Here is a 24,628-nt window from a genome sequence, read left to right as displayed (position 1 = left end):
GGAAAAAACATGGATAACGCGCTGGCTGAACAGCAGCTGAAATTAATGCAAGCGATCGCCGCGCATTTGAACAACTTTACCGACTCACATCGCCTCACCTGTTTGCCGTTGCGCTGCGCATGCTGCGCGACCGCGCCTGGGCAGAAGAGATCCTTCACGACTGTTTTGTCACCGTCTGGAGTAAAGCCGAAACCTATAACGCTACCCTGAGCTCCCCGATGACCTGGCTTACGCATATTGTTCGCAACCGCTGTATTGACTGGCTGCGCAGCGGGCAAACCCGGGCTGCAGCCCGTGAAGAGGCGTATTCGGAAGATATTCTGCTGAGCGAAAGCGATGAGCAGAATAACTGGCACGACGATGCGCAGGCTGAGCGGCTCAGGCATTGTCTCGAACATTTGAGCAGCGAGCAGCGCCAGAGCATTACGCTCGCCTACTATCAGGGAATGTCTCACAGCGACATTGCCGACTGGCTCCAGCAGCCTGTAGGCTCGGTGAAAAGCTGGATACGTCGGGCAATGGATCATCTTCGGGAGTGCGTGGGGCTATGAATGACGCAGAAAAACGCGACGACATGCTGGCAGCAGAGTATGCCCTCGGCACGCTGCGGGGAGGAGCACGGCTTCAGTTCCAGAAAAGGGTCCTCCGTGAACCGGCTCTGGCCGCCCGCGTGGCGTACTGGCAGGACATGTTCAGCACGCTGGATAGTCATCTTGTGCCCGTCCCTCCACCCGAGACGGTGTGGAAAAGAATCGCCCTCGACCTGCCGCCCAAAAAGCCTTTACGCAAAAGTCGGCCTTATGTCGGCTGGATGGTTGCGGCCTCCCTCGCCGCCCTGTCGGTCGTTGCCTGGTATGCCACCCGTACACCGGAACTCGTTCCGCTGATGGTCCTCAACGATGCCCAACAGCACGGGGAATGGGTCGTCAGCGCGGATGCCAGCCGCCAGCACCTGAGCATTGCCCCTCTTCGGCCGACGGCCGTCGCGGCGCAACACAGCCTCCAGCTTTGGCTGATCCCTGGCGGGCAGGCGCCAGTCTCCATGGGGCTGCTGCATAACGACATACCGACACGCGTCACCCTCAGGAACACAACGCTCCCTCCTGACGCCACGATAGCCATAAGCCTTGAACCAGAGGGCGGATCGCCCACTGGACTCCCCACAGGCCCGGTGCTTTACAGTGGCAAATTGTAATTCTCAGGCCCTGTTCGCAGGGCCGCTATCGTGACCCCATTTCATTTATATACTATTCTCGGTTACCTATAAGAATTAAATATTAAGCCTGTAAATAATTTAATTATTAGAAAACGACATTGACAGACTCTTGCGTACTCCATTAAGTTTTAAACGAACATCATTTTATTTCCGATACACAATATATCAAAAAACCGCATTAATGAATTTGTCATTATTCATTAATGCTTCTCTGCCTTTTATTTTTTGCATCACTCAATAGCGAGATAAGATCATGAATAATAGTGCAAACAAGGTGGTTGTCATCACCGGTGCCAGCAGCGGTATTGGTCAGGCGATTGCCCTCCATTTAGCGAATAACGCGTTTTCGCTGGTGCTGGTGGCGCGCCGTCTGGACAGAATTAATGCCCTGGTGGATCAGATTATTCAGCAAGGCGGCAAGGCGATAGCCGTGAAGGCCGACGTGACTCGTCAGGAAGAGATTCAGCGCGCCATTGACGCTGCCGTTGCCGCCTACCAGCGCGTGGATGTGCTAATCAACAACGCGGGCTTTATGGCTATCGCTCCCTTGAGCGAGCTGAAAACCGACGAATGGGACAAGATGATTGACACCAATCTGAAAGGGGTGCTGTACGGCATCGCGGCCGCGTGGCCGGTGTTCCAGCGTCAGGGCAGCGGGCATTTTATTAACGTTGCCTCCGTCGCGGGCATCAAGGTGCTGGCACCTGGCGGCGTGGTGTACAGCGCCACAAAATTCGCCGTCCGCGCGCTGAGTGAAGGCTTACGTCAGGAGGCGGGTAAAACCCTCCGCACGACGCTTATTTCGCCCGGTGCCGTCGAAAGCGAGCTGCAATTCGGTAGCTCTGACGAAGAGAGCAAAAAATTTCTCCATGAGTTTTATAAGCAGGCTATTCCGGCTGACGCAATTGCCCGCGCGGTTTTATTTGCTATTGAACAGCCTGGCGACGTTGATATTAATGAAATTGTTGTGCGTCCAACGCAGGAAGAATTTTAGCCTGGGTTAAATAATACTGAATGAGGTGTCAGTATGATTAAATCATTAACGTCCTTATCAGATCTCAATATGCGAACGGGTGCCGATATTCTTCTTGAAGTGCTAGAGAGTGAAGGCGTGGAATATATTTTTGGCAACCCCGGTACCACCGAGCTTCCTCTGATTGATGCCCTGCTTCGCCATGAAAATATTCACTATATTCTGGCGCTTCAGGAGAGCACCGTGGTGGCGATTGCCGACGGCTACGCGAAAGCCTCCGGCAAAACGGGCTTTATCAATTTGCATACCGCGAGCGGCCTGGGGCACGGCATGGGGAATCTGATTAATTCGCGGATCATGAAAACCCCGCTGGTGGTGACCGTTGGACAGCAGGATACGCGACACTACGTCCGCGACCCGCTGCTGTATGACGATATTGTGTCCATCGGCTCTCCGGTCATGAAGTGGGCGCAGGAGGTTACCAGCGCCGACCAGCTCCCGGTGCTGGTGCGCCGCGCGTTTCACGCTGCCAGCTATCCTCCGGCCGGTCCGGTGCTGCTCTCCCTGCCGATGAACGTGATGGAAGAGCTGAGCGATGCCGGGATACAGACGGCGTCGAGAGTGAACTACCACACCGTGGCGGGCTCGCTGGACGAGCTGGCGGAGGCGCTCAGCGAGATCGCGCCGGGCAGGATCATGATTGTGGCGGGCGATGAGGTGCACTCCAGCGGCTCGACGCAGGAGATTGTCGAGCTGGCGGAAGCGCTCAGCGCCCACGTCTACGGCTCCTCCTGGCCGCTGAATTTGCCTTTTCCCACTCAGCACGCGCTCTGGCGGGGCAATATGCCCACCACCGCCAGCGAAATCGCCAGCGTCATCAATGCCTACGATGCCGTATTTATCATCGGCGGCAGAAGCCTGATCACCATTTTGTACAGCGAGGGGGAGGCTATTCCGGCGACCTGCGCGGTGTATCAGCTCTCGGCGGATATGCACGAGCTTGGCCGCACCTATGCCACTCGCCTTTCGGTGATGGGGGATATCAAGCTCTCCCTGCACGAACTGTTGCCGAAGCTTGATCAGCGCCTGATCGCCAGCAGGCTGGTCCACAAGCGGCTGCTGGTTACGGCCCGCGACGAACGAGAGAAGGAGTGGCAGCAGCAGGAAGAACGTCTCGCCGCCGAGCGGCTTCGCCCGGCCCTTTCGCCGATGGTCGCAGCCTGGGAAGTCATCCGATCCATTCCGGCGGGTACCACCATCGTTGATGAGGCGATAGCGACCGCCAGGCATGTCCGCCGGTTCATCTCTGACCAGCAGCACCAGCGCTACTACTTTATGCGCGGCGGCGGACTGGGCTGGGGGATGCCCGCAGCAGTAGGTCACTCGCTGGGGCTGGGCCGCGAGCCGGTAGTGTGTTTAGTTGGAGACGGAGCCTCCCTCTACTCGCCGCAGGCGCTCTGGACGGCGGCACACGAAAATCTGCCGGTCACCTTTATCGTCATGAATAACAGGGAGTACAACATCCTGAAAAACTTTATGAAGAGCCAGGCTGACTACAGCTCAACGCGGCTGGGGCGTTTTATCGGGATGGACCTGGTGAACCCGCATATCGATTTTCAGTCGCTGGCCACCGCCATGGGCGTCCACTGCTGCCGGGTGACCGAGGCTGCGGATATCGCCGAAGCGGTAACGCGCGGCCTGCAGTCAGGAAAAACCAACCTGATTGAAATCGCGATTTCCGCGGATTAACCGCGCGTTTACGCTGTACCCTACATAAAAAACTTATAACCGAAACGCCTCAAGCCGCTTTATCTGCCGCCCTTCCTCGTCAAAATTCTCTGCCGCCAGCCAGGCGCGCAGCTCCGCGTCTCTTTGCGGCCACTCGCCGTCAATAATAGAAAGCATATCGCTGTCGCGGTTACGCCCTTTGCGCACCAGCTTCTGGCGTAGGCGTCCCTCCCAGATAAACCCCAGCCGCTCCGCCGCATTTCGTGAGGCGGTGTTCATCGAATCGCATTTCCATTCCAGTCGACGGTACTTATGCTCAAAGGCATTTTTCAGCAACAGCCACACCGCTTCGGTACCCAAACGAGTGCCTTTCATTTTACGCGACCAGGTGACGTGACCAATTTCCACCGAGCCCTGAAAACGTTCAATCGCCATATAACTCACCAGCCCGACCGCCTTTTCGGTACGCAGATCGATGACGGCAAAGGGCACCAGGTCGTCATCCAGCACCTTTCCGAGCACCCAGTGCGCCGTGGCCTCAACGCTCATGGGCTGAGTACTGGCAAGCCACGTCCAGTCGCTGTCGTCACCCAGCGCATAGGCTTCAAACAAATCAGCCGAATGGCGGTCAGCATCCAGCGGCTCCAGACGGCAGTACTGGCCGAACAGCGGCGTGCGGGTTAAGACCCGGGCGCATTTCCAGTCCGGGACGATATCGTTAACGGTTTGACCATGTTGATTGATTTCGGGCACGACGGTGACTCCCAGGAAGATAAGCGCCTAATAACCAGCCTGTATGCGTTATATCCGGATGGTATAAGCAAAGCAGAATTTCGACTTTGAGGAAATCCTCAGTCAGCCTAACGTAACGAAGCATATAACAATCACAATATATTTTTTCAGGGATCGCTATGACTAAAAAACTGCTGCCGTTACTGGTGCTGGCTGCGCTCTCAAGCGTTGCCCACGCTGCTACTCCGCCCAACACGCTGGTTGTCGCCCAGGGTCTTGATGATATCGTGAGCCTTGACCCGGCCGAAGCCAACGAGCTTTCCAGCATCCAGACCGTGCCGAGCCTGTACCAGCGTCTGGTACAGCCGGACCGCGATAACCCGGAAAAAATCACCCCGATTCTGGCGGAAAGCTGGGAGGCCGACGCGGCAGCAAAAACCCTGACGATTAAACTTAAGCCGGATGCGAAATTCGCCTCCGGCAACCCGCTGCGCCCGGAAGACGTGATTTTCTCTTATACCCGCGCCGTGACGCTGAACAAATCCCCGGCATTCATCCTCAACGTGCTGGGCTGGGACGCCAGCAACATCGCCAGCCAGCTGAAAAAGGTGGACGATCACACCCTCCAGCTGCACTGGACGGCGGACGTCAGCCCGTCGGTGGCGCTCAATATTCTCTCCACGCCGATTGCCTCTATCGTCGATGAAAAGCAGGTCGCCGCGAACGTGAAGGATAATGACTTCGGCAACGCGTGGCTGAAAATGCACTCGGCGGGCAGCGGCGCGTTCAAAATGCGCGTCTACCAGCCGCATCAGGCCATCGTGCTGGAAGCTAACGACGCCGCGCCCGGCGGCGCGCCGAAGCTCAAAAGCATCATCATTAAAAACGTCCCCGATCCTGCTTCACGCCGCCTGCTGATCCAGCAGGGTGATGCGGACGTGGCGCGCGATCTGGGGGCCGATCAGATAAGCGCGCTGGACGGCAAGCCGGGCGTGAAGGTGCTGAGCATTCCGTCCGCCGAGCAGAATTACCTGGTGTTTAACACCGGCAACAGCGCTAACCCGCTGCTGAATAACCCGGCCTTCTGGGAAGCCTCGCGCTGGCTGGTCGATTATGACGGCATCACTAAAAATCTGCTGAAAGGCCAGTATTTTGTTCACCAGAGCTTCCTGCCGGTCGGTCTGCCGGGCGCGCTGGAAGACAATCCGTTTAAATTTGACCCGACAAAAGCGAAGGCCATTCTCGCCAAAGCGGGCATTAAGGACGCGCACTTCACGCTGGACGTAGAGAACAAGCCGCCGTTTATCACCATCGCCCAGTCGATGCAGGCGAGCTTTGCTCAGGGTGGCGTGAAGGTGGATCTGCTGCCTGCCGCCGGGAGTCAGGTCTATGCCCGCGTGCGCGCGAAGCAGCATCAGGCGGCGATTCGTCTGTGGATCCCGGACTACTTCGATGCGCACTCTAACGCCAGCGCCTTCGCGTGGAACGACGGGAAATCCAGCACCGTGGCCGGGCTTAACGGCTGGAAAATTCCGGAGCTGAACAAGGCCACGCTGGCGGCGGTAGCCGAGCCGGATCCGGCGAAGCGACTGGATCTGTATAAGAAGATGCAGGAACAGCTGCAGCAGAGCTCGCCGTACGTGTTCGTCGATCAGGGTAAAACCCAGATCGTGGTGCGCGATAACGTGAAGGGGTATCAGCAGGGGCTGAACGCGGATATGGTCTGGTACGATCGCGTCACGAAGTAGCCCTTGTTGCCGGGTGGCGCTGCGCTTACCCGGCCTGTGTTCTCGGTTTTTGTAGGCCGGGTAAGGCGAAGCCGCCACCCGGCGTGAAGAGATTTCCCATGCCACATCTTTCCACCCGCGTGCTTCAGGGTCTGCTGACCCTGCTGCTCACGCTCTTCGGGCTGCTGCTCGTCACGTTTGCGCTCTCGGCGTTTTCACCGGTCGATCGCGTGCTGCAGATCGTCGGCGATCACGCCAGCCAGTCAACCTACGATCAGGTTCGCCACCAGCTTGGGCTGGATCGGCCCCTGCCCGTGCAGTTCTGGCACTACCTGCAAAACCTTGCCCACGGGGATTTAGGCACCGCCAGCGCCACCGGGCAGCCGGTGTTGCAGGACCTGCTGCACGCCTTCCCCGCCACGCTGGAGCTGGCGACGTTGGCGTTAATCATCGGGTCCGTGCTCGGCGTGATTGCCGGGGTACTGTGCGCCCGCTACGCCGGTTCGCCGCTCGATCTCGCCATCAGAACCCTCACCCTGCTCGGCAATTCGGTGCCGATTTTCTGGCTCGGCCTGCTGATGCTGGCCCTGTTCTATGCGAAGCTGCAGTGGAGCGCTGGCCCCGGCAGGCTGGACGACATCTGGCAGTTCACCGTGGAGACGCGCACCGGCTTTGCGCTGATTGATACCTGGCTTTCCGGCGACCGCGAGGCGTTCCGCAACGCCATCAGCCACCTGGTGCTGCCGGTGCTGCTGCTGGCCTATTATTCGCTGGCAAGCATTACCCGCCTGACGCGCTCCGCCTGCCTGAGCGAGATGAACAAAGAGTACATCCTGCTTGCCCGCGCCAAGGGTGCCGGGGAGATGACTATTTTGCTGCGCCACGTGCTGCCGAACATTCGCGGCACCCTGCTGACGGTGATCGCCCTGGCCTATACCAGCATGCTGGAAGGTGCGGTATTAACAGAGACCGTGTTCTCGTGGCCGGGCATCGGACGCTATCTCACCACCGCCCTGTTCGCCGGAGACACGACGGCGGTCATGGGCGGCACGCTGCTGATTGGCGTCTGCTTTGTCCTGATCAATAACCTTACCGACCTGCTTGTGCGGGCGACCGATCCCAGGGTGCGCTGATGCCGTTCTATCTCTTCTTACGCCGCCTGCGCCGCTCTCCTGCCGCATTTTGCGGGCTGGTTGCCATCGCGCTGCTGGTCGTTATCGCCCTGTTCGCGCCGTGGCTTGCGCCGCTTGACCCGAACTGGCAGGACGCCGCCGCGCGCTTACAGGCACCCAATATCCAGCACTGGCTGGGTACCGACAGCTACGGGCGCGACCTGCTTTCGCGCCTGATTTACGGCACGCGTCCGGCGCTCGGGCTGGTGGCGTTAGTCACCGTTATCACCCTGCCCGCCGGGCTGCTGGTGGGGATTTTGTCCGGCTACTACGGCGGCTGGATGGAGCGCATCCTGATGCGTTTTACCGACGTGGTGATGTCGATGCCGCGCCTGATCCTCGCCTTCGCGTTTGTGGCGATGCTCGGCCCCGGGCTGGTCAACGGCGCGCTGGCGCTGGCCTTAACCACCTGGCCTGCCTACGCGCGTCAGGCGCGGAGTGAAATTCAGCGTCTGCGCCACAGCGACTATCTCGCCGCCGCCGAGATGATGGGCATTCGCGGCCCGCGCCTGCTGGTCGGCCATATTCTGCCCCTGTGCCTGCCGTCCGCGATTGTGCGGCTGGCGCTGGATCTGGCGGGGATTATTCTGGCGGCCGCCGGGCTGGGCTTCCTCGGTCTTGGCGCGCGTCCGCCGATGGCCGAATGGGGCGCAATGATCGCCGACGGCATGCAGGTCATTTTCGACCAGTGGTGGATTGCCGCCATTCCGGGCGGAGCGATTCTGTTTGCCAGCCTGGCCTTTAACCTGCTGGGCGACGGCCTGCGCGACGTACTGGAGCCACAGCATGACTGAACAACGCGTTATCGTCGATGCGCTGAATATCGACTACCCCGCCGCGCGCGTGGTCAACAACCTGAGCTTCACGCTTGGCAACGAGCGGCTGGCGCTGGTGGGGGAATCCGGCTCGGGCAAATCGATGTCCGCCCGCGCGCTTATGGGGCTGGTGCGCAAGCCCGGCATCGTAAGCGCGAACCGGCTTAACGTGCTCGGCAACGACCTGCTGACCCTGAGCACCCGCCGCTGGCAGGCGCTGCGCGGCAACGGAATTGCGATGGTCCTTCAGGACCCGCGCTACGCGCTGAATCCGGCGAAAAACGTCGCCGCTCAGCTTGATGAGGCGCTGACCCTCCATCAGCGCCTGCCCCGCGCTGAACGCCTGGCTCGCATTCACGACATCATCCGCGCCGTCGGGCTGGGCGAGAACGTGCTGTCACGCTATCCCGGCGAACTCTCCGGGGGCATGGGCCAGCGGGTAATGATCGCCATTGCGCTGATCAACAACCCGCAGGTGCTGATTGCCGACGAACCCACTTCCGCGCTGGACGCCCGCCTGCGTAACCAGATCCTCGAACTGCTGGTGCAGCAGAGCGAAGAACGCCAGATGGCGATGCTGTTAATCAGCCACGATTTGCCGCTCGTCGCGGAACACTGCGACCGCGTGCTGGTGATGTATCAGGGCGAAAAGGTCGATGAGATGGCGGCGAGCCGTCTCCCGCAGGCGATGCACCCGTATACGCGCACCCTGTGGACCTGCCGTCCGAACGCCAGTACCTATGGCCAATTGCTGCCGACGCTTGACCGCTCGCAGCGGTGGAAGGAGACCGATAATGACGCTCGTTGAAGTTAAGGATCTCCAGGTGAGCTTCGGGGAGAAAATGGCGGTGTCCGCCGCCAGCTTTGCCGTCAAGAAAGGTGAAACCTTCAGCCTGATTGGCGAATCCGGCTGCGGGAAATCGACTCTTCTGCGCGTGCTGGCGGGGCTGCAGCGCGAGTGGAACGGCCACATTTCAGTCCTCGGGGAAAATTTACGGCCAGGACGACGTTTTGAAGGCGAGATTCGCCGCAACGTGCAGATGGTGTTTCAGGATCCGTGGGCGTCGCTGCACCCAAACCACACCATTGCGCGCACCCTGTCGGAGCCGTTAAACATTCGCGGCGAAACCCAGGTTGCCGAAAAGGTGGCGGATGCGCTACAGCAGGTAGGGCTTTCAGCCGACGCGGGTAAACGTTATCCGCACCAGCTTTCCGGCGGGCAGCGCCAGCGCGTGGCCATTGCCCGCGCGCTGCTGCTGCGCCCTCAGCTTCTGCTGCTGGACGAGCCGACTTCGGCGCTGGATATGTCCGTGCAGGCGGAAATACTCAATCTTTTGAACCGCCTGAAAGCCGAGCACGGCATGACCTATCTGCTGGTGAGCCATGATGCGGACGTGATTGCCCATATGTCCGACCGGGCGGCGTTTATGGCGCACGGGGAGATCCAGCAGGTATTTGACCGGGAGGCGATGTTACGGGGCGAGCACAGGATGGGTTAAGTGCGCGCGGCGGTGCCCGGTGGCGCTGCGCTTACCGGGCCTACGTTTCGTATCGCGTTGAGTGTTTTTCGTAGGCCGGGTAAGGCATCGCCGCCACCCGGCAAACAATTACTTCAGCAGCTTCACCGTGGCATCGATGTCGATCTCGTCTTCGGTAAAGATCATCGTCGTGTTCTGGAAGGTGGTGATCGCCAGCTTCTTCACCGTGCGCATTTCGCCCGGCTTTTTCTCGGATTTCGGCTTGATGCTGTTCATCAGCAGCCCCACCGACAGCACCGCATTCTCTTTGTCGATTTTGGTATCAACCGGTTCTTCTTCGTTAAACACCACGAAGGATTTGATCGAGGTGAGCTTCACGCGCTCGCCCGCAATAAAGAGATGTTTGCTTTCGGGGATCACCTTCACCGCATAGGCGGAAAGGCCTTTGTTGTTGGTGGTTGGCTCGAAGGTCACCGCCGCATCTTTCTTAATCAGATCAGGGTTGGCGACCTTAATCACATGAAAATAGCGGTTGTCGCCGTTTTCATCTTTGATAAATCCAAAGCCTTTATCTTTAAACCACGTTGTGATTGTACCGTTCATCGCTGTTACCGCCTGTCAGATCGTAATGACTAAAGTTTTGCAGCGCGCAGTGTAATGCACAATGGCGGAGGAGACAAAAAAAAGCCCCTGCACGGGGGCAGGGGAAAACTCATGTCAGAGCTTATTAGAATTTAGTTGAACACCATCCCACCATCGATGAGGAGAGACTGTCCGGTCATATAGTCAGAGTCTGGCCCCGCAAGATATGAAACGCAGGCGGCAACATCTTCCGGTTCGGACAGGCGGCCAAGCGTAATGCGTTTGGCAAAGGTCTCGGTCCCGTAGCCGAGCGGTTTACCCGCCGCCTCGGAGACCTGACGGTCGATCTCCGCCCACATCGGCGTTTTGACGATGCCCGGGCAGTAGGCGTTAACGGTGATCCCCAGCGGCGCGAGATCCCGCGCGGCGGTCTGGGTTAAGCCGCGAACCGCGAACTTGCTGGAACTGTAGACGGCCAGCTCCGGGTTACCGGTGTGGCCCGCCTGAGAGCAGGCGTTGATGATCTTGCCGCCGTGTCCCTCTTTGCGGAAGGCGTCAATCGCGGCCTGGATCCCCCAGATCACCCCTTTCACGTTAATGTTGTAGACCTTGTCGACAATCTCCGGCGTGATGGATTCGATAGGGGTAGACGGCGCAACCCCGGCGTTGTTAACGATCACGTCGAAGCCGCCCAGCGCGGTGCGGGCTTTCTCCACCGCCGCGAACACCTGGTCACGGTTGGATACGTCCACCTTCACGGCGACGGCTTTACCGCCGTTGCGGGTGATTTCATCGGCTACCGCTTTCGCCGTCTCCTCGTTGTAATCCGCGATGGCGACGGCAAAGCCATCTTTCACCAGGCGAAGCGCAATCGCTTTACCAATCCCCTGGCCTGAGCCTGTTACGAGAGCCACTTTTTGCATTTCTCTGTCCTTATGTTGATTCACAAAATCTGGCTGAGATGGAGCTGGCCCATCAGCAGCGGGTTATCGCTGTAGTCGACGGGAATGGCCACCACGGCCGGGCCGTCAACATCCATTGCCGCACGCAGCGTCGGCTCCAGCGCATCCGCACTTTCGACGGCAAAGCCCTTCGCGCCGAAGGCGTCGGCATAGACTTTGAAATCGACCGGGCCGAACTCGACGCCGGAAAGACGCTGGTATTTTTTCTCTTCCTGGATGGCCACCATGTTGTAGGCGTTATCCACCCAGATGATGTGCAGCACGTTAGCGTTGAGGCGCACCGCGGTTTCCAGCTCCATGCTGGATTGCAGGAAGCCGCCGTCACCGGAGACCGACACCACCTTGCGACCCGGGTTCACCAGCCACGCACCAATGGCCCACGGCAGGGCAACGCCCATGGTCTGCTGACCGTTGGAGATCATCACCTGACGCGCACGGAAGCTGTAGAGGTAGCGGGCGATCCAGATGTGGAAGCTGCCCATGTCGACGGTGAGCGTCACGTCGTTATTCACGATGTCCTGCATGGCCCGCACGATGCGCAGCGGATGCAGGGCAAACTGGTTGAGTGAGGCGCCGCGGCGATCGAGCAGATCCCGCTGATGCTGGCGATCGACCAGAATTTCGGAGGCCCGCTGGCTTAGCTCAAGCTTGTGATCGATGCGATTCGCCAGCAGGTTCAGGGTTTCAGCGATGTCCCCCACCAGCTCCAGATCCGGCACGTAGTTACGTTCTTCATAGGCGGGCAGCACGTCAATGTGCACCAGCGTCGCGTCGCCGCCGTTCCACATGGACGGCTCGTACTCCACCGGGCTGTAGCCGATGCAGATAATCAGATCTGCCAGATGGAGCAGCCGGTCGCCCGCCTGGTTATTGAACAGACCGACGCGTCCGGCAAAGCGGGTGAAGTGCTCCTGGTTCACCGCCCCGGCGGCCTGATAGGTGCTGGTAACCGGAATACGGCTTTTCTCCAGCAGCTTGCGCAGCGCGGCGCTGTTGGCCGGCTGGCTGGCCATCAGCCCCAGCAGGATGACCGGGTTTTTGGCCTTTTCGATAAGCTTCGCCACGTCGTTGATGGCTGACTCCGGTGCCGGACCCATCAGCGCCGGGCCGCTGGCAGGCAAAATGGCTCCCGTCGCGGGCTGGTCGACAATATCCTGCGGCAGGCTGACGAACGCGCCCCCCGGCCTGCCGTGCTCGGCGGCGCGAAAGGCGTTGGAAACCACCTCAGCAATTGCGTCCGGCGCACTCACCTCCACGGCGTATTTGGTGACCGGGCTGAACATGGCGACGGTGTCCATGCTCTGGTGCACCAGCTTGGCTTTATCCGCCCGCTTCACCGCTCCGCCCAGCGCCACCACCGGGTCGCCTTCGCTGTTGGCGGTGGCAATGCCGGTGATCAGGTTTGAACAGCCCGGTCCGGAGGTGACCATCGCCACCCCGGCCTTGCCGGTCAACCGCCCCACTGCCGCCGCCATAAACGCCGCGTTGGCCTCGTGGCGTACAGGAATAATCTCGATGGAGGAGTCCAGCAGGGAGTCAAAGACCTTGTCGATTTTCGCGCCGGGGATGCCGAAGACCTGCTTCACGCCCTGCGCTTCCAGCTGGCCGACAACCAAATCGGCGCCGTGCGCCCACTGACGTGACTGTTTCTCACTGTTCACGGTAGTTCTCCTGTTAGTTTTCGACGGCGCGGATAGCCGCATCAAGGTTGCTGGGGTGCAGGTTGGCCTGTAAAAACGCGCTGTCGGCGGGCAGGTCGATCATCAGCTTGTGAATTTCACCGAAGGTGAGCACACCGCTCTCCAGCTGGTAATCGAGCAGATGGCCTCCGCCCTGTCGGTCGTCGGTGATGAAGTGTTCGTGATAGCCCGCCACGTTAATGCCCTGCATATGCTGCGGCGTGCGGAACCCCACCAGCACGCCCTCGCGCTGGTTAAAACGGAACACCGGCTGGTCGTCCAGCACGTCGGTCATCGCCCGGTACGGTGGCGTCTGGCGCGGTACGGTGCGGGTGTGGGCATGGCGGAAATTGCCGTCGATGCGCAGCGCGCAGAACAGGTTATCGGAGGGGATCTGCTGGTCGATCACGTCGTGGATCTGCTGACGGCTGACCGGCCCGTCGAAGGTTTTGCGGTACTGCGGCTGGAACCAGGTCATCACCGCGAACGGCGTCTTTTGCTCCGGCTTCGCGGCGCGGGCGCTGCCGTCGGCGCGCAGCTGGTACACCTGGCTGCTGAAGGCAATCATTTCGCCGTCCAGCTCGTTGAAGGTGCCCAGACCAAAATCGCCGTGTGCCAGCAGGTCGGCGATGGTGGTCTCCCCTTCGTAGACGCCGCTTAGCAGGGCGCTCATTAGCGATGTCTGATAGATCACGCTGTCAGGATGTTGAGCCGAGAACCCGCGCAGGGTCTCGCATAAACTCGCCTCACAGTCGCATGCAGATGAATGCATCATCATGCTCGTCCTCTTCAACTTTATTTAGAAAGGTTAAATAAATGTTGACCCGATTCAGCAGAGAGTTCCAATATAGAAACCATGCTGGTTTGAGACGTTTTAGATATGGAACTTCGTTATCTGCGCTATTTTGTCGCGGTTGCACGCGAGCGACACTTCACCAGGGCGGCCGAAGCGCTGGGTATTTCACAACCTCCTCTGAGCCAGCAGATCAAAAGGCTTGAGGAGGAAGTGGGCACGCCGCTGTTCAGACGCCTGACGCGGGGCGTGGAGCTGACCGAGGCGGGAGAAGCGTTCTATGAGGATGCCTGCAAGATCCTGGCGCTGAGCGACGCGGCGCTGGAAAAGGCCCGCGGCATTGCGCGCGGGCTGAACGGCAGCCTGTCGATTGGCATCACCAGCTCCGACGCTTTCCATCCCAAAATTTTCGCGCTGATCCGCCAGTTTCAGGTGCAGAACATGGCGGTACAGGTTCACCAGGTGGAAGCCAATATGTCGTCGCTGACGACGATGCTGGCGGAGGGTGAACTGGATATTGCCTTCGTGCGCCTGCCGTGCGAAAGCAGCAAGGTGTTTGAGTTAAAAATCCTCGACCGGGAGCCGATGGTGGTGGCGCTGCACCGCGATCATCCGCTGGCGGCGTGCGATTCGCTGGCGTTAGAACAACTGCAGGATACGCCGGTGGTGTTGTTCCCGCAGGAGGTCGCGCCGGGTCTGTATGACCGGGTTTACGGCTGCTGCGAGCGGGCCGGAATAAACGTGCAGCGCGCGCTGCAGTCGTCGCAGCTTTCCTCTTCCCTGAGCATGGTCTCCGCCGGCGGCGGGTTCGCGCTGGTGCCGAAATCCATGGCGGCCATTTCACCGCCGAATGTGACCTATCATGCGCTAAGCTCACCGGAGCTCTATACCGATATCGCGCTCTGCTGGCGGCGTTTTGAACGTTCGCGGACGGTGAAGCGGTTTCTGGCGATGATGAGCGAGGGGTAGCGGCCAGTTTGGTTGGTGGTTTTTGTAGGCCGGGGAAGGCGTAGCCGCTACCCGGCAATGCCCTTCTGGAAGCCGCCTCGCAAACCTGCAAGCAACCTTATGTAATTCAGGGTTATCTCTTTTCATCCCTTCTTCGCGGTTTTAAAGTGCCTGCGTTGCGGCACATCCGTAACCGGGCGTAGGAACCCGTTAGCATAACATGACATTTTTTGGACAAAGAGGATGCTAAATGGCGACTACCCCTGGATTTTCGTACTTACGCGCTGAAGAAAACGCTGTTCATCACCTTCTCCACCTGCAGCTTCCTGACTCTGCGGATCTCTTTCAACTGGCTGACGCCTGCACGGCATACGTTAGCGTGCTGGTAGAAACGGACGACGCGGTGACGTTTACCACTCTCTGTAAGCGATTGCTGGCTGCGCTGAAGCGGCTGCGGGAATGCTGTGATGCTGAACTGCCGCATTATCTGGTTGAACAGCTGATTGCTGGGGAAAAGATTACCTCCTGCGTACCGGATTGCTGGCAGGAGACGGCGTTGCAGGTGGATTATGCTCTGGCGTTAACGCTGGCGGTGATGGGCGGGACACTGCCTGCGAGCGTGGCGAAAGAACTCACCGGACTGCTGCATGATATGGTCTGGCTGTTGGCGGAGTTTGTGAAGGAGCCGTATATAACGGCGCACTGAGGCGGGTGATGGGGGCCGGGGTTCTGCTGGGTAAAAAGCGGGATTTCGGCCTTGCGCAAAATACAATGTTTTTTGTTGAATTTCTGGTAAGGTTGGCGTGACCTGCTCCCCGTTGATTAACACACCAAAATGTTAGTAATGTCTTCATAAGCCACATGAGGACATCCCCATGAAGAAGCGTTTTTCCGACGAACAGATCATCAGTATCCTCCGCGAGGCTGAAGCCGGGGTTTCTGCCCGTGAGCTCTGCCGTAAGTACGCTATTTCCGACGCCACCTTTTATACCTGGCGTAAGAAGTATGGCAGTATGGAGGTTCCCGAGGTTAAGCGCCTGAAGTCGCTTGAGGAAGAGAACGCCAGACTCAAGAAGCTGCTTGCTGAAGCCATGCTGGATAAGGAGGCACTTCAGGTGGCACTGGGGCGAAAGTACTGACGACAGACCAGAAGCAGGAAGCCGTTGAGTTTATGTGTGATGCGACCGGTCTGTCGCAACGTCGTGCCCGCAGGCTTACAGGTTTGTCCCTGTCGACCTGCCGCTATGAGGCTCAGCGTCCGGCGGGTGATGCGCATTTATCAGGGCGCATCACTGAGCTGGCAATGGAGCGCAGGCGTTTTGGCTACCGCCGCATCTGGCAGTTACTTCGCCGTGAAGGCCTTCATGTTAATCACAAGCGCGTGTACCGCCTTTATCATCTGAGCGGGCTGGGCGTAAAACGAAGGCTACGTCGTAAAGGGCTGGCGACAGAACGTCTGCCGCTGCTCCGTCCGGCGGCACCCAACCTGACCTGGTCGATGAATTTTGTCATGGACGCACTGGCCACCGGTCGCAGGATCAAGTGCCTGACCTGTGTGGACGACTTCACGAAGGAGTGTCTGACAATTACCATCGCATTCGGGATTTCAGGTGTTCAGGTCACGCGTATTCTGAACAGCATTGCACTGTTTCGGGGCTATCCGGCGACGATAAGAACTGACCAGGGGCCGGAGTTCACTTGCCACGCACTGGATTAATGGGCTTTTGAGCATGGTGTTGAGTTGCGTTTAATCCAGCTGGGCAAGCCAACGCAGAACGGATTTATTGAGAGCTTTAACGGACGATTTCGCGATGAATGTCTGAATGAGTACTGGTTCAGCGATATCGTTCATGCAAGGAAAATCATTAATAACTGGCGCCAGGATAATAATGAGTGTCGTCCACATTCAGCAATGAATTATCAGACGCCATCAGAGTTTGCAGCACGGTGGCAGAATGGAAAATGTGAAGGTAAACAAACCGACATTACTAACTAACGGTTATATCTAATACTGGGGGCAGGTCAACACGGCCAGTGCCGAAAGCCGCAACGCCGAAAACGTGCTGCTGATTAAGGATGTTCCGGAGCTGGCAGCGACGTACCTGGGGCAATTTAACAGGCTCTGGAACGAATCTGAAAGGAAGTCAGACAATCTTAATAGCTGGACATAGCGTGATCCATGAGCATAATAACACCAAAAATAACAGGGATATGGTGAACTGAATGCTATCAAGTGTTGATTTTAGTGGCATGGGAATGTTTCTTTTCCTGCATGCAATTATTTTATTAATTACTCCAATTTGCTTAATAACAGGTATCGCAAACTTCAGACATGACAACGGTAAGGTATTTCTTCTTGTCGGGGTAGTCTTGAGCATATATCTAATAAAGCTTTTCTGTATTGACTAGACTCTTCCCTTGAAATTTTGGGGCTTGTAGGCAGTTACTGAAAATATTGTTAATTTTGAAGCCCTTATTCATCCAGGGCTTCAAAAAAAGTCTTTCAAGAGCTTCTCTTTCCAGCCATCATCCCTATCGCCAGAAATATAATGGGGCTTCCATTCCAAACTTTCCCAACCGCTTACTAAGAACTTGATTGGAAAGCGTTCCTCATACTGTCCAATAGATCGAGGTGGGATTTTCCCTGGCAACAAGTCACAGCGCATCAGACGTCGTTTTAAGCGGTATCAGGAAAGCCCGTAACTGTATTGATGTTGCGGCGTACAGCTTCCCCAGTAAGCAGATAGCCACAGCACTGGTTGCCGCCAAAAGGCGCGGGGTTTCTGTCCGGGTTGTGACCGATGAAAAGGCCAATTACGACAGGTACACTGCAGTTACGTTCCTGGCTAATCAGGGCGTGCCGGTGCGCCTTAACGGTCAGTACGCCATCATGCACAATAAATTTATGGTGATCGGTGACGTTACGGTACAAACAGGCTCGTTTAACTACACGGCCAGTGCCGTAAGCCGCAACGCCGAAAACGTTCTGCTGATTAAGGATGTTCCGGAGCTGGCCGCAACATACCTCGGGGAATTTAACAGGCCCTGGACAGAATCTGAAAACTGGTAAATAACCTTAACCAGTTATAACTAGAGTGATATTATCCAGATGCATAATTTCACACTTGTATTAAAAAGGATTTTTCAATGGAATTTCGATACATATTTTACATTATTATAATAGTTATTGGCGCAATATATTATTATAATCGTAACAAGTTGATAGCAAAAATTGGCTTTCCGCTGGCAATCTTTCATGTTGTCTGCATTTATATGGCAACGCTTTCAGGATTTAACATTTACATAGTTTCATTAATCTATTTAATAGTCTGGATAGTTGGATTGGTTAGTTATAAAACCAATATAAACATAACATTAGCAATATATGTTCTATCCATTATCTCATTTTTTGGATGGATCATAACTATGGTAAATCATTAACAAACACATTGTTGAAAGCTCCGTCTCCGGATGGGGCTTTTTTTATTCGACTCCAACCAGGCTTTTATCCCCTGACGTGCAATCCTTTCAGGATTACCGGAAGCTGATACGAAGGGGAAGGGAACACAGGAGAAAATGAGAGCCAGCACGCCCGGACGTAGCGCCACTTACGCTGCGGCGCTGAAAGGGTTTAGTCAGAGGATAGCGAAGCTATCCCACACGGGCGGGGCGAACGGTTAACCTTTTAGGCGAGTCCGGCGCAGGGCGTGGCGGGTTGAAATACCTCAGACGCTACCGAGCAGCCCGAAACCCCGCAGGGGGTTCGGCGTAGCTTAGCCGGTGCGGGCAGCGGGTTAGCGAAGTGCGGCTTGACGACTGCCCGGAACAGGCAGGAGCCGAAGGGGTTCTTTTGGTGTGTAATGTTACACACTTTTTCAGGACAACAATGTCAGCCTGAAGGACATCTTGCGGATAATCCTGAACGATTTATACTGTATACATACACAGTCGTTGGAAAGGTTCACCATGCCTCGATACAATGAAATAGATTTAGCCCGGCGGGTATCCATCCAGCGCGAGCCGAATGGCACAAACATCACCATTGCCAACATGAGTACGTCTAGATTCGGGTATACCATATGTTCCAAAATCGACATGTTAATGTATTATTGCATCTCCTTTATAATTCACATGCTCAGGAAATGCTTTAATCTAGGTTTACTTTATTTTCGGTAACTGTCCCACTCCTTTTATTCTATATAATTTGCTTTTACTTAATGAACCCTATGCATATCAGATTATTGACTCCAAAGCTCTTGGTATTTCTTATATCGCAGTTTGAAATAAGTACTCCTGATACTCATGTTCTGTTATCTATTTAGAATGCATAATGAGGTCTTCCGGGATAATGAGGTTCAACCCGCGTCTGGTATGAATTGTTACCTCTAACTTCATATTCCTTACATAACCCAATCAGATCCTGCACAATAAACCGTACGATCTGCGGGTCGTAGTAGAGGATGGATTATTAATTATATGTTTGTGGTTCAAGAAAGGATTATATCATATCAAAGCCGGACGAATCTCTCACCCGGCCTTCATTCTTTTTAGCTTAAACAGTTTATTACCAGCGAGTCTAACTCTATCCATGCATCTTCTAATTTAAAAAGCAAATCTGGTTTGTTTTCCACTTTTTCAAAACTCGCGTACGCATTTCTTATCATTTTGAGGTATTGTATATAAATACAAAGCTAATTCTTTATCTATGGGCTCATTATTTTTCAATAAGTTAGCAAGCTCCTCTAAACTAGAAACCAAGTCATTATACTGTTCATCATTGAAAACCATATGAATTCTAACATTATTAACAAAATCATTATCAATTATTTTTTTCTTTACATTACTTAACATAAATCACCTATTTAAATATGATGGCTTCGTGAGGAATCTCACCAAAAATCAATACTTCCTGATGCGCCGCAGCAGCATTTCGAGTAAACGGTGTTTGTAAATTCTCTGCTGATGCCTGGCTTTTGGTGGAGGAAATCCAAGAGTCACGCGAATGCGTAGCACCTGCAATATGTTAGGCCGGTATTATTTTATGCTAATCTGTTGTACTTATTGTTTTTTATCCGCTCACATACTCTCGGGTTTCTAGGCGTCACCGCTCTTATGACAATATTACCATTACATAACCCGCACGGAGCAAACCACCCCAGCGGATTCAGTGCATACTGTAAAAGATTCCACACTGCATTCAACCTAAGCGGATCCTGCACAATTAACTGCCCAACCTTTAGGTCTTAGTAGTGGTACAGGTAAGTTCTTCTCAGTTTCAATCTACACTTCAAAAGGATACAATGAGATATTTTTTATGGCTGTTGAAAACGAAACAAATTTACTACCACCTGGGTAGGACTCAACATCTAAAAAAATGATCTGACCACCTAATGAAACAGTTAAAACCCCGTCACTCTCATAAGAGATGACCTGAGAAACAAATAACATTCCATCACCATCCACCTTGATTTCAGGTGTCTCCTGACAAACATCATTAATATTCAAGCCCCATTTAAAAATGTCATCTACATCAAATTCGACATTATAACTACCACTTACTTCCGGTGGTTCACCACACCATACAGCCACTCCATTGCCTAAAGATGAAGTGAACTCTACTTTATTTCCATCAAATTTTACTACTGTTATGTTTGTCATTTTAGTATCGGTACTCTCACAACAAGATTATCAACATTCATGACATTATTTGCAGGGTCTAATGTCCACGTTTCTTCATGGTAATGATGTTTAGTTGGTTTACTATTCATTTCATGGTTACCATAACGGATACTTCTCTTACCGTCAGCCGATACGATTCGGTCTGGGTCTGGTAATCCAGTTCTTGGATGGATATTTGTATGGGGGCCGGGGCCAAGGAAATCATCCCAACGATTAAGGGCATCCTCTGGTTTAACTGGCTTAGGAGCATAAGTCTCATTGTGGTACCCCTGCCCTGGAGGATTAGGATTTTTTCCACCAGCATTAGATTCTGTCTTGCATAATCCAAGCGGATCAATCCACCCCAACGGATTCGGCGCATACTGATAAAGGTTCCACCCACCATTCAACCCAATCGGATCCTGCACAATAAACCGCCCGACCTGCGGGTCGTAGTAGCGGAACAGGTTATAATGCAGCCCCGTCTCACCATCAGCATACTGCCCGGCATAGCGAAGCGGCTGGTGCGCCATCGCCGTGCGATTCACAACCCGAGAGAACCCTTCGCTCTGATGGCGCACCTCGCCAAAGCTGCCGTACTGGCCGCTCCAGCGCACCGCACCATGCTCGTCTGTGACCTCCAGCGGCGCGCCGTTCAGGTCGGTATTGAACCAGTAAATCTCACCGCTGCTCTGGTCACGAAGATGATCCACCCGCGCCAGCGGGCTCCAGGCTTCATTCGGGTCATATACATAGGTGCTGCACAGCCCGCTCTCCTGCTGCTCCTGCAGCAGGCGGTAGCCCTGCCACAGGAAGCGGGTGTCGGTGGTGCCGTGCGTCGTGGTGACGATTTTGCGCGTGCGGCGGCCCAGCGCGTCGTAGTGATAGCGCGCCTCAAACCGCCCTTCCGGCCCGGTTCCCCGGGCGGACACCAGACGGTTCTCGGCGTCATACGCATAATGCTGTTCATACAGCCCGTTGCGGCGGCTGACCAGGTTGCCCCAGTGGTCGTATTTCATGAACAGCGCCTGCCAGTGCTGCAGGCGGTTATCCGTGACCGGTACCGCATCGTCACCGGCGGCGAGGTTATCCGCGGCGTCATAGCTGAACTGCGCCCGGCTGTGCCCCTGTCGGGCCTCGTAGTGCTTGAGCAGGCGCCCTTCGGCGTCGTAGCCGTAGTCCACCTCACCGCGCAGGGTGTCCCTGACGCCGGAAAGCTCACCGCGCGCGGTATAGCGATACAGACGTTCCAGTATCGCCTGCTCCGGCAGGGTCACGTCCGTGCTCAATTCGCTGCGCTGCAGGGTGCGTCTGCCGAGGCTGTCATACTGACGGAACTGCTCGCGCGCGCCCTGGGTGCGGCGCACCTCGCGGTGCAGGCGGTCGCGGGTGAACTCGGTCACCAGCTGCTGCCCGAAGCGGATGGCGCTGACGTGGCCGGAGCCGTAGTGCAGCCAGGCCAGCTTTTGCTCGCCGGGCAGCGTCAGGCCGGTCAGGTTGCTCAGGGCATCCCATTCGTAGCTTACCTCACCGTTAATACCGGATTCGCTCAGCACGCGCCCGGCGGCGTCGTGGCGGTAAGCGATCTCATCGCTTTCGATACCCAGGGCAACGCCTTCAGCGGTTGGCGTGCGGCGGATGCGGGCGATCTGGCCGCTCAGGTCGCGGAAGTAGCGGTACTCCGCGTGGCGCTGAGTGCGCCCGATCAGCAGCCCGCTGTCGTCATAGCTAAACTGCTGGACGCGACGGGCAATACCGCCGTCGGCGGCAGGCCGGCCGTTTTCTTCGAGCGCGCAGAGGAACCCTCGCGCGTCCCATTCCATATGGCGCACGGTCTCGTCCGGGCGCGTTTCGCTGAGCGGGCGGCCCACGGCGTCGTAAGTGAAGCGGTATTCCGCCCCGTTGCCGTTATCGAGTCGCAGCAGGTTACCGCGCGGGTCGTAGCGCCACTGGCGCACGCGGCCAATACGGTCGGTGAGGCTGACCGGGAGGCCGAGCGCGTTATAGGTCCAGTTCACCTCGCTTTCCAGCGGGTCGCGCCAGCCCGTGAGCTGGCCGCGTTCGTTCCACACCAGCGACTCGCGGCTGCCGTCCGGGTGGATCACGGCACTCAGCAGCCCGGCACGGCTCCACTCCCGGCGCGTGATGTTCCCTTCCGCATCCTCGCTGGCAATCAGCTGCCCGAAGCGGTCGTAGGTGAAGCGGGTCACGCTGCCGGAGCAGTCGGTGCGCTGCGTCAGCAGCCCCTGGTGGTTCCAGACCAGACGCACCACGCCGCCCGTGGCGTCGGTGATGCTCTCCGGCAGGTTTTCTTCATCATCGGGATAGCGATACGCGGTGGTGCTACCGGCCGGATCCGTCTCCGACAGCAGGCGACCGCGAAGATCGTACATGGCCTGCGATGAGGTACCGTCCGGGTACACCGTGCGGGTGATGCGGTCGGTCAGACGATACCAGTGATACTCCGTGCGGCGGCCCGCCGGGTCCGTCTCGCTGGTCATGCGGCCGTATTTGTCCCACGTGCTGCGGCGCATCGCCCCGCCGGGCAGGATGACGTCGCAGAGCTCGCCGTCGCGGTAGACAAATGTCGTCTGGCGACCGTCGTAATCCGTGAAGCGTGCGACGTTGTCGTCGTCATCAACCAGCCAGTGCGCCTGCGCGCCGTCTTCGCGGGTCGCACGGCGGGTGCCGTTATCAAAATCGTATTCGAACGTCAGCTGTTCGCCGCCGCTGTGGCGGAAGCCGACCACGCGCGGCAGGCCGTCAATCTCCCGCCAGCGGTATTCGCTCAGCAGGCCGTTGGCGTCCTCGTGGGCGCTCATCAGCCCGTCCTGCCAGCGGAAGCGTCGGCGCACGCTACCGCCCCGGCCGGTCACACAGACCAGCTGGCGCTGTTCATCATAAGCGTAACTGACCAGGCAGATCTCGTCATCCAGCCAGGCGCCGACGAGCCTGTCGCGGTCGTAGCGGCAGACCACGCGCTGGCCCTCGCTGTCGGTCAGAGCATGCAGGGTATTATCCGCATTCCACTCGAAGAGGATATCGTTGCCGCAGGGTTCAGAGACGCGCTGGAGCAGTGACGGAGCATCCTCCCGCAGCGGCGCATAGTGCCAGCGCTCGCCGCTGACGTCATACACCGACCAGCTGTCGTCCTGATGGTGTTCAAGCCAGTTCTTTTCGCTTTCACAGTAGGTGCGCATCCCTTTCGGGACCTTCGGGAAGGCGACGTAATCGCCGGACGGCGCGCGCCACGCCAGGCCGTCCTGATAAGGCTCCAGGCGGCTTTCCCAGAACAGGCTCCAGCCGCGGCCCAGCACGCTGTCGCCGGGGTTGCCGCTGCGCCAGTAACGCTGCCAGCGCACAGGAAGACGGAAAGGGAGGATGAAGTCCAGCTCATCATCCCCGCTGAGAAACTTCTGTCCGCTGACGATATCCACCGGGCGGGCGATGATCCCCGCGGCGGCCACGCCGGTCATCAGCGTGCCGGCGCGGCAGGCGATACGGGCCAGCTTATTGATCCCGGGAATTTTCCCCAGCAGCTTAGAGAGCGCCCCGACTTTGCCGGCGGCACCGCCCCACCCGCCAATCAACCCGGCGAACAGCAGGGTAAGATCGGAGACTTTATACAGCCACTCGGGGACTTCAGACTGAATGGGCAGGGTTTGCTGCGGATCGCCGCCGATAATGACGTTGTCCGAACCGGTCATCACCTTCGCGTCGCAGGTGGTGCGATCCCCGATGCGGGCCGCAGGCAGGCCGTTAATGGAAACACGCGAGGAGCCTTCGGCCATTTGCTGCGAGCCGTCGTCAGAGCACTTCACCGCGCTGTCCGTGGCCATGGCGGCGGGTTTACCGTTGATAAACACATTGGGCGAGCCGGAGGTGATGACGCCTTTCTTCGTCATGCTGGATGCCCCGGCGTCCGCGATGCTGTCCCGGGCGGCGGTCGCCAGCTCCCCGGTGTAGTACCCCACGGCCAGGCTGGCGCCGACGAGCAGGACGCCCACGCCAAGGCAGGATGCGCCGAGTCCCGCAATAAACATCGCCCCCGCCAGAATGCCCCCGGCGGCGGCAATCAGGCCCCCGACAATCGTTCCGGCAATCATCCCGGCCAGCGCACCGGAGTGGCCGATATCATCACCTACGCGTGCAGCTTCAAACATAA

At 57.0% G+C, this 24,628-nt stretch carries 20 protein-coding genes and 1 pseudogene; 13 read left to right on the top strand and 8 right to left on the bottom strand.

From position 1 onward, the window contains the following. Positions 1-41 precede the first annotated feature (41 nt). The 4 genes from IM299_RS06705 to IM299_RS06690 all read left to right on the top strand — a co-directional run bounded on the left by IM299_RS06705 (position 42) and on the right by IM299_RS06690 (position 3,938). Entirely contained in the window at positions 42-551 is a 510-nt protein-coding gene (locus IM299_RS06705; protein WP_193357237.1) for a sigma-70 family RNA polymerase sigma factor, read from the top strand. Beyond that, positions 548-1,195 (top strand): anti-sigma factor domain-containing protein, encoded by a 648-nt coding sequence (locus tag IM299_RS06700; RefSeq protein WP_041910972.1) that lies wholly within the window; start codon positions 548-550, stop codon positions 1,193-1,195. The genes IM299_RS06705 and IM299_RS06700 overlap by 4 nt, the downstream gene beginning before the upstream one ends. Before the next feature lie 274 nt (positions 1,196-1,469). Further along, complete coding sequence (locus IM299_RS06695; RefSeq protein WP_041910973.1) at positions 1,470-2,210, top strand: SDR family oxidoreductase; 741 nt, start codon at positions 1,470-1,472, stop codon at positions 2,208-2,210. Between the two features lie 33 nt (positions 2,211-2,243). Beyond that, on the top strand, positions 2,244-3,938 hold the full coding sequence (locus IM299_RS06690) for a thiamine pyrophosphate-binding protein (protein WP_048956922.1): 1,695 nt from the start codon (positions 2,244-2,246) through the stop codon (positions 3,936-3,938). Between the two features lie 33 nt (positions 3,939-3,971). On the opposite strand, the gene IM299_RS06685 is transcribed toward IM299_RS06690, so the two are convergent. Beyond that, a complete protein-coding gene (locus IM299_RS06685) occupies positions 3,972-4,670 on the bottom strand; it encodes a GNAT family N-acetyltransferase (protein WP_041910975.1) in 699 nt (232 codons plus the stop codon). 158 nt (positions 4,671-4,828) lie between these two features. Between IM299_RS06685 and IM299_RS06680 the strand changes: the two genes are divergently transcribed. The 5 genes from IM299_RS06680 (at position 4,829) to IM299_RS06660 (ending at position 9,862) form a co-directional block, all read left to right on the top strand. Further along, a complete protein-coding gene (locus IM299_RS06680; RefSeq protein WP_193357207.1) occupies positions 4,829-6,397 on the top strand; it encodes an ABC transporter substrate-binding protein in 1,569 nt (522 codons plus the stop codon). 98 nt (positions 6,398-6,495) lie between these two features. Continuing rightward, on the top strand, positions 6,496-7,509 hold the full coding sequence (locus IM299_RS06675) for an ABC transporter permease (protein WP_193357206.1): 1,014 nt from the start codon (positions 6,496-6,498) through the stop codon (positions 7,507-7,509). Continuing rightward, positions 7,509-8,342 carry an ABC transporter permease gene (locus IM299_RS06670; protein ID WP_193357205.1) on the top strand — a complete coding sequence of 278 codons (834 nt, stop codon included), beginning with the start codon at positions 7,509-7,511 and terminating at the stop codon, positions 8,340-8,342. The genes IM299_RS06675 and IM299_RS06670 overlap by 1 nt, the downstream gene beginning before the upstream one ends. Then, the gene (locus IM299_RS06665) at positions 8,335-9,171 is read left to right on the top strand and encodes an ABC transporter ATP-binding protein (protein ID WP_193357204.1); all 837 of its coding nucleotides are present in this window, start codon (positions 8,335-8,337) and stop codon (positions 9,169-9,171) included. The genes IM299_RS06670 and IM299_RS06665 overlap by 8 nt, the downstream gene beginning before the upstream one ends. After that, positions 9,158-9,862 carry an ABC transporter ATP-binding protein gene (locus IM299_RS06660; RefSeq protein ID WP_193357203.1) on the top strand — a complete coding sequence of 235 codons (705 nt, stop codon included), beginning with the start codon at positions 9,158-9,160 and terminating at the stop codon, positions 9,860-9,862. Before IM299_RS06665 ends, IM299_RS06660 begins: the two co-directional genes overlap by 14 nt. Before the next feature lie 108 nt (positions 9,863-9,970). On the opposite strand, the gene IM299_RS06655 is transcribed toward IM299_RS06660, so the two are convergent. From IM299_RS06655 to budA, 4 genes are all read right to left on the bottom strand, one after another. Further along, entirely contained in the window at positions 9,971-10,444 is a 474-nt protein-coding gene (locus IM299_RS06655) for a cold-shock protein (protein WP_193357202.1), read from the bottom strand. Positions 10,445-10,575: 131 nt separating this feature from the next. Continuing rightward, positions 10,576-11,346 (bottom strand): (S)-acetoin forming diacetyl reductase, encoded by a 771-nt coding sequence (locus IM299_RS06650; RefSeq protein ID WP_163333316.1) that lies wholly within the window; start codon positions 11,344-11,346, stop codon positions 10,576-10,578. 20 nt (positions 11,347-11,366) lie between these two features. Then, positions 11,367-13,088: an acetolactate synthase AlsS gene (gene alsS / locus IM299_RS06645; RefSeq protein WP_227013050.1), complete on the bottom strand. Its 1,722-nt coding sequence runs from the start codon at positions 13,086-13,088 to the stop codon at positions 11,367-11,369. Next, complete coding sequence (gene budA, locus IM299_RS06640) at positions 13,060-13,839, bottom strand: acetolactate decarboxylase (protein ID WP_028012263.1); 780 nt, start codon at positions 13,837-13,839, stop codon at positions 13,060-13,062. The genes alsS and budA overlap by 29 nt, the downstream gene beginning before the upstream one ends. A gap of 105 nt (positions 13,840-13,944) precedes the next feature. On the opposite strand from budA, the gene IM299_RS06635 reads away from it, so the two are divergent. From IM299_RS06635 to IM299_RS06620, 4 genes and pseudogenes are all read left to right on the top strand, one after another. Beyond that, positions 13,945-14,826, top strand: a complete 882-nt coding sequence (locus IM299_RS06635; RefSeq protein ID WP_193357200.1) for a LysR family transcriptional regulator — start codon at positions 13,945-13,947, stop codon at positions 14,824-14,826. A gap of 229 nt (positions 14,827-15,055) precedes the next feature. Further along, positions 15,056-15,511, top strand: coding sequence for a hypothetical protein (locus tag IM299_RS06630; protein WP_193357199.1), 456 nt, complete (start codon positions 15,056-15,058; stop codon positions 15,509-15,511). A gap of 169 nt (positions 15,512-15,680) precedes the next feature. Then, a pseudogene (locus IM299_RS06625) lies at positions 15,681-16,801 on the top strand (IS3 family transposase). 636 nt (positions 16,802-17,437) lie between these two features. Further along, positions 17,438-17,875 carry a phospholipase D family protein gene (locus IM299_RS06620; RefSeq protein ID WP_370567629.1) on the top strand — a complete coding sequence of 146 codons (438 nt, stop codon included), beginning with the start codon at positions 17,438-17,440 and terminating at the stop codon, positions 17,873-17,875. Between the two features lie 1,565 nt (positions 17,876-19,440). On the opposite strand, the gene IM299_RS06615 is transcribed toward IM299_RS06620, so the two are convergent. From IM299_RS06615 to IM299_RS06605, 3 genes are all read right to left on the bottom strand, one after another. After that, positions 19,441-19,656 carry a hypothetical protein gene (locus IM299_RS06615; RefSeq protein ID WP_227013049.1) on the bottom strand — a complete coding sequence of 72 codons (216 nt, stop codon included), beginning with the start codon at positions 19,654-19,656 and terminating at the stop codon, positions 19,441-19,443. A 429-nt stretch (positions 19,657-20,085) separates the two neighbouring features. Next, positions 20,086-20,463, bottom strand: coding sequence for a hypothetical protein (locus IM299_RS06610; protein ID WP_193357198.1), 378 nt, complete (start codon positions 20,461-20,463; stop codon positions 20,086-20,088). Then, positions 20,460-24,626: an RHS repeat-associated core domain-containing protein gene (locus IM299_RS06605; RefSeq protein ID WP_227013048.1), complete on the bottom strand. Its 4,167-nt coding sequence runs from the start codon at positions 24,624-24,626 to the stop codon at positions 20,460-20,462. Before IM299_RS06605 ends, IM299_RS06610 begins: the two co-directional genes overlap by 4 nt. Positions 24,627-24,628: the final 2 nt, after the last annotated feature.

The sequence above is a fragment of the Enterobacter cloacae complex sp. P47BA genome (genome assembly GCF_014930485.1).
Taxonomy (GTDB): Bacteria; Pseudomonadota; Gammaproteobacteria; order Enterobacterales; family Enterobacteriaceae; genus Enterobacter; species Enterobacter bugandensis.
Note: the sequence above shows the minus strand (reverse complement) of the source record. Positions and strands in the feature narration are given on the sequence as shown.

What these genes read in the sequence shown, in the direction of transcription:
- IM299_RS06700 (WP_041910972.1), top strand. Translation starts at nt 548, where the DNA reads ATGAATGACGCAGAAAAACGCGACGACATGCTGGCAGCAGAGTATGCC.
- IM299_RS06695 (WP_041910973.1), top strand. Translation starts at nt 1,470, where the DNA reads ATGAATAATAGTGCAAACAAGGTGGTTGTCATCACCGGTGCCAGCAGC.
- IM299_RS06690 (WP_048956922.1), top strand. Translation starts at nt 2,244, where the DNA reads ATGATTAAATCATTAACGTCCTTATCAGATCTCAATATGCGAACGGGT.
- IM299_RS06680 (WP_193357207.1), top strand. Translation starts at nt 4,829, where the DNA reads ATGACTAAAAAACTGCTGCCGTTACTGGTGCTGGCTGCGCTCTCAAGC.
- IM299_RS06675 (WP_193357206.1), top strand. Translation starts at nt 6,496, where the DNA reads ATGCCACATCTTTCCACCCGCGTGCTTCAGGGTCTGCTGACCCTGCTG.
- IM299_RS06670 (WP_193357205.1), top strand. Translation starts at nt 7,509, where the DNA reads ATGCCGTTCTATCTCTTCTTACGCCGCCTGCGCCGCTCTCCTGCCGCA.
- IM299_RS06665 (WP_193357204.1), top strand. Translation starts at nt 8,335, where the DNA reads ATGACTGAACAACGCGTTATCGTCGATGCGCTGAATATCGACTACCCC.
- IM299_RS06660 (WP_193357203.1), top strand. Translation starts at nt 9,158, where the DNA reads ATGACGCTCGTTGAAGTTAAGGATCTCCAGGTGAGCTTCGGGGAGAAA.
- IM299_RS06655 (WP_193357202.1), bottom strand. Translation starts at nt 10,444, where the DNA reads ATGAACGGTACAATCACAACGTGGTTTAAAGATAAAGGCTTTGGATTT.
- IM299_RS06650 (WP_163333316.1), bottom strand. Translation starts at nt 11,346, where the DNA reads ATGCAAAAAGTGGCTCTCGTAACAGGCTCAGGCCAGGGGATTGGTAAA.
- alsS (WP_227013050.1), bottom strand. Translation starts at nt 13,088, where the DNA reads ATGCGGCTATCCGCGCCGTCGAAAACTAACAGGAGAACTACCGTGAAC.
- budA (WP_028012263.1), bottom strand. Translation starts at nt 13,839, where the DNA reads ATGATGCATTCATCTGCATGCGACTGTGAGGCGAGTTTATGCGAGACC.
- IM299_RS06635 (WP_193357200.1), top strand. Translation starts at nt 13,945, where the DNA reads ATGGAACTTCGTTATCTGCGCTATTTTGTCGCGGTTGCACGCGAGCGA.
- IM299_RS06630 (WP_193357199.1), top strand. Translation starts at nt 15,056, where the DNA reads ATGGCGACTACCCCTGGATTTTCGTACTTACGCGCTGAAGAAAACGCT.
- IM299_RS06615 (WP_227013049.1), bottom strand. Translation starts at nt 19,656, where the DNA reads ATGTTAAGTAATGTAAAGAAAAAAATAATTGATAATGATTTTGTTAAT.
- IM299_RS06610 (WP_193357198.1), bottom strand. Translation starts at nt 20,463, where the DNA reads ATGACAAACATAACAGTAGTAAAATTTGATGGAAATAAAGTAGAGTTC.
- IM299_RS06605 (WP_227013048.1), bottom strand. Translation starts at nt 24,626, where the DNA reads ATGTTTGAAGCTGCACGCGTAGGTGATGATATCGGCCACTCCGGTGCG.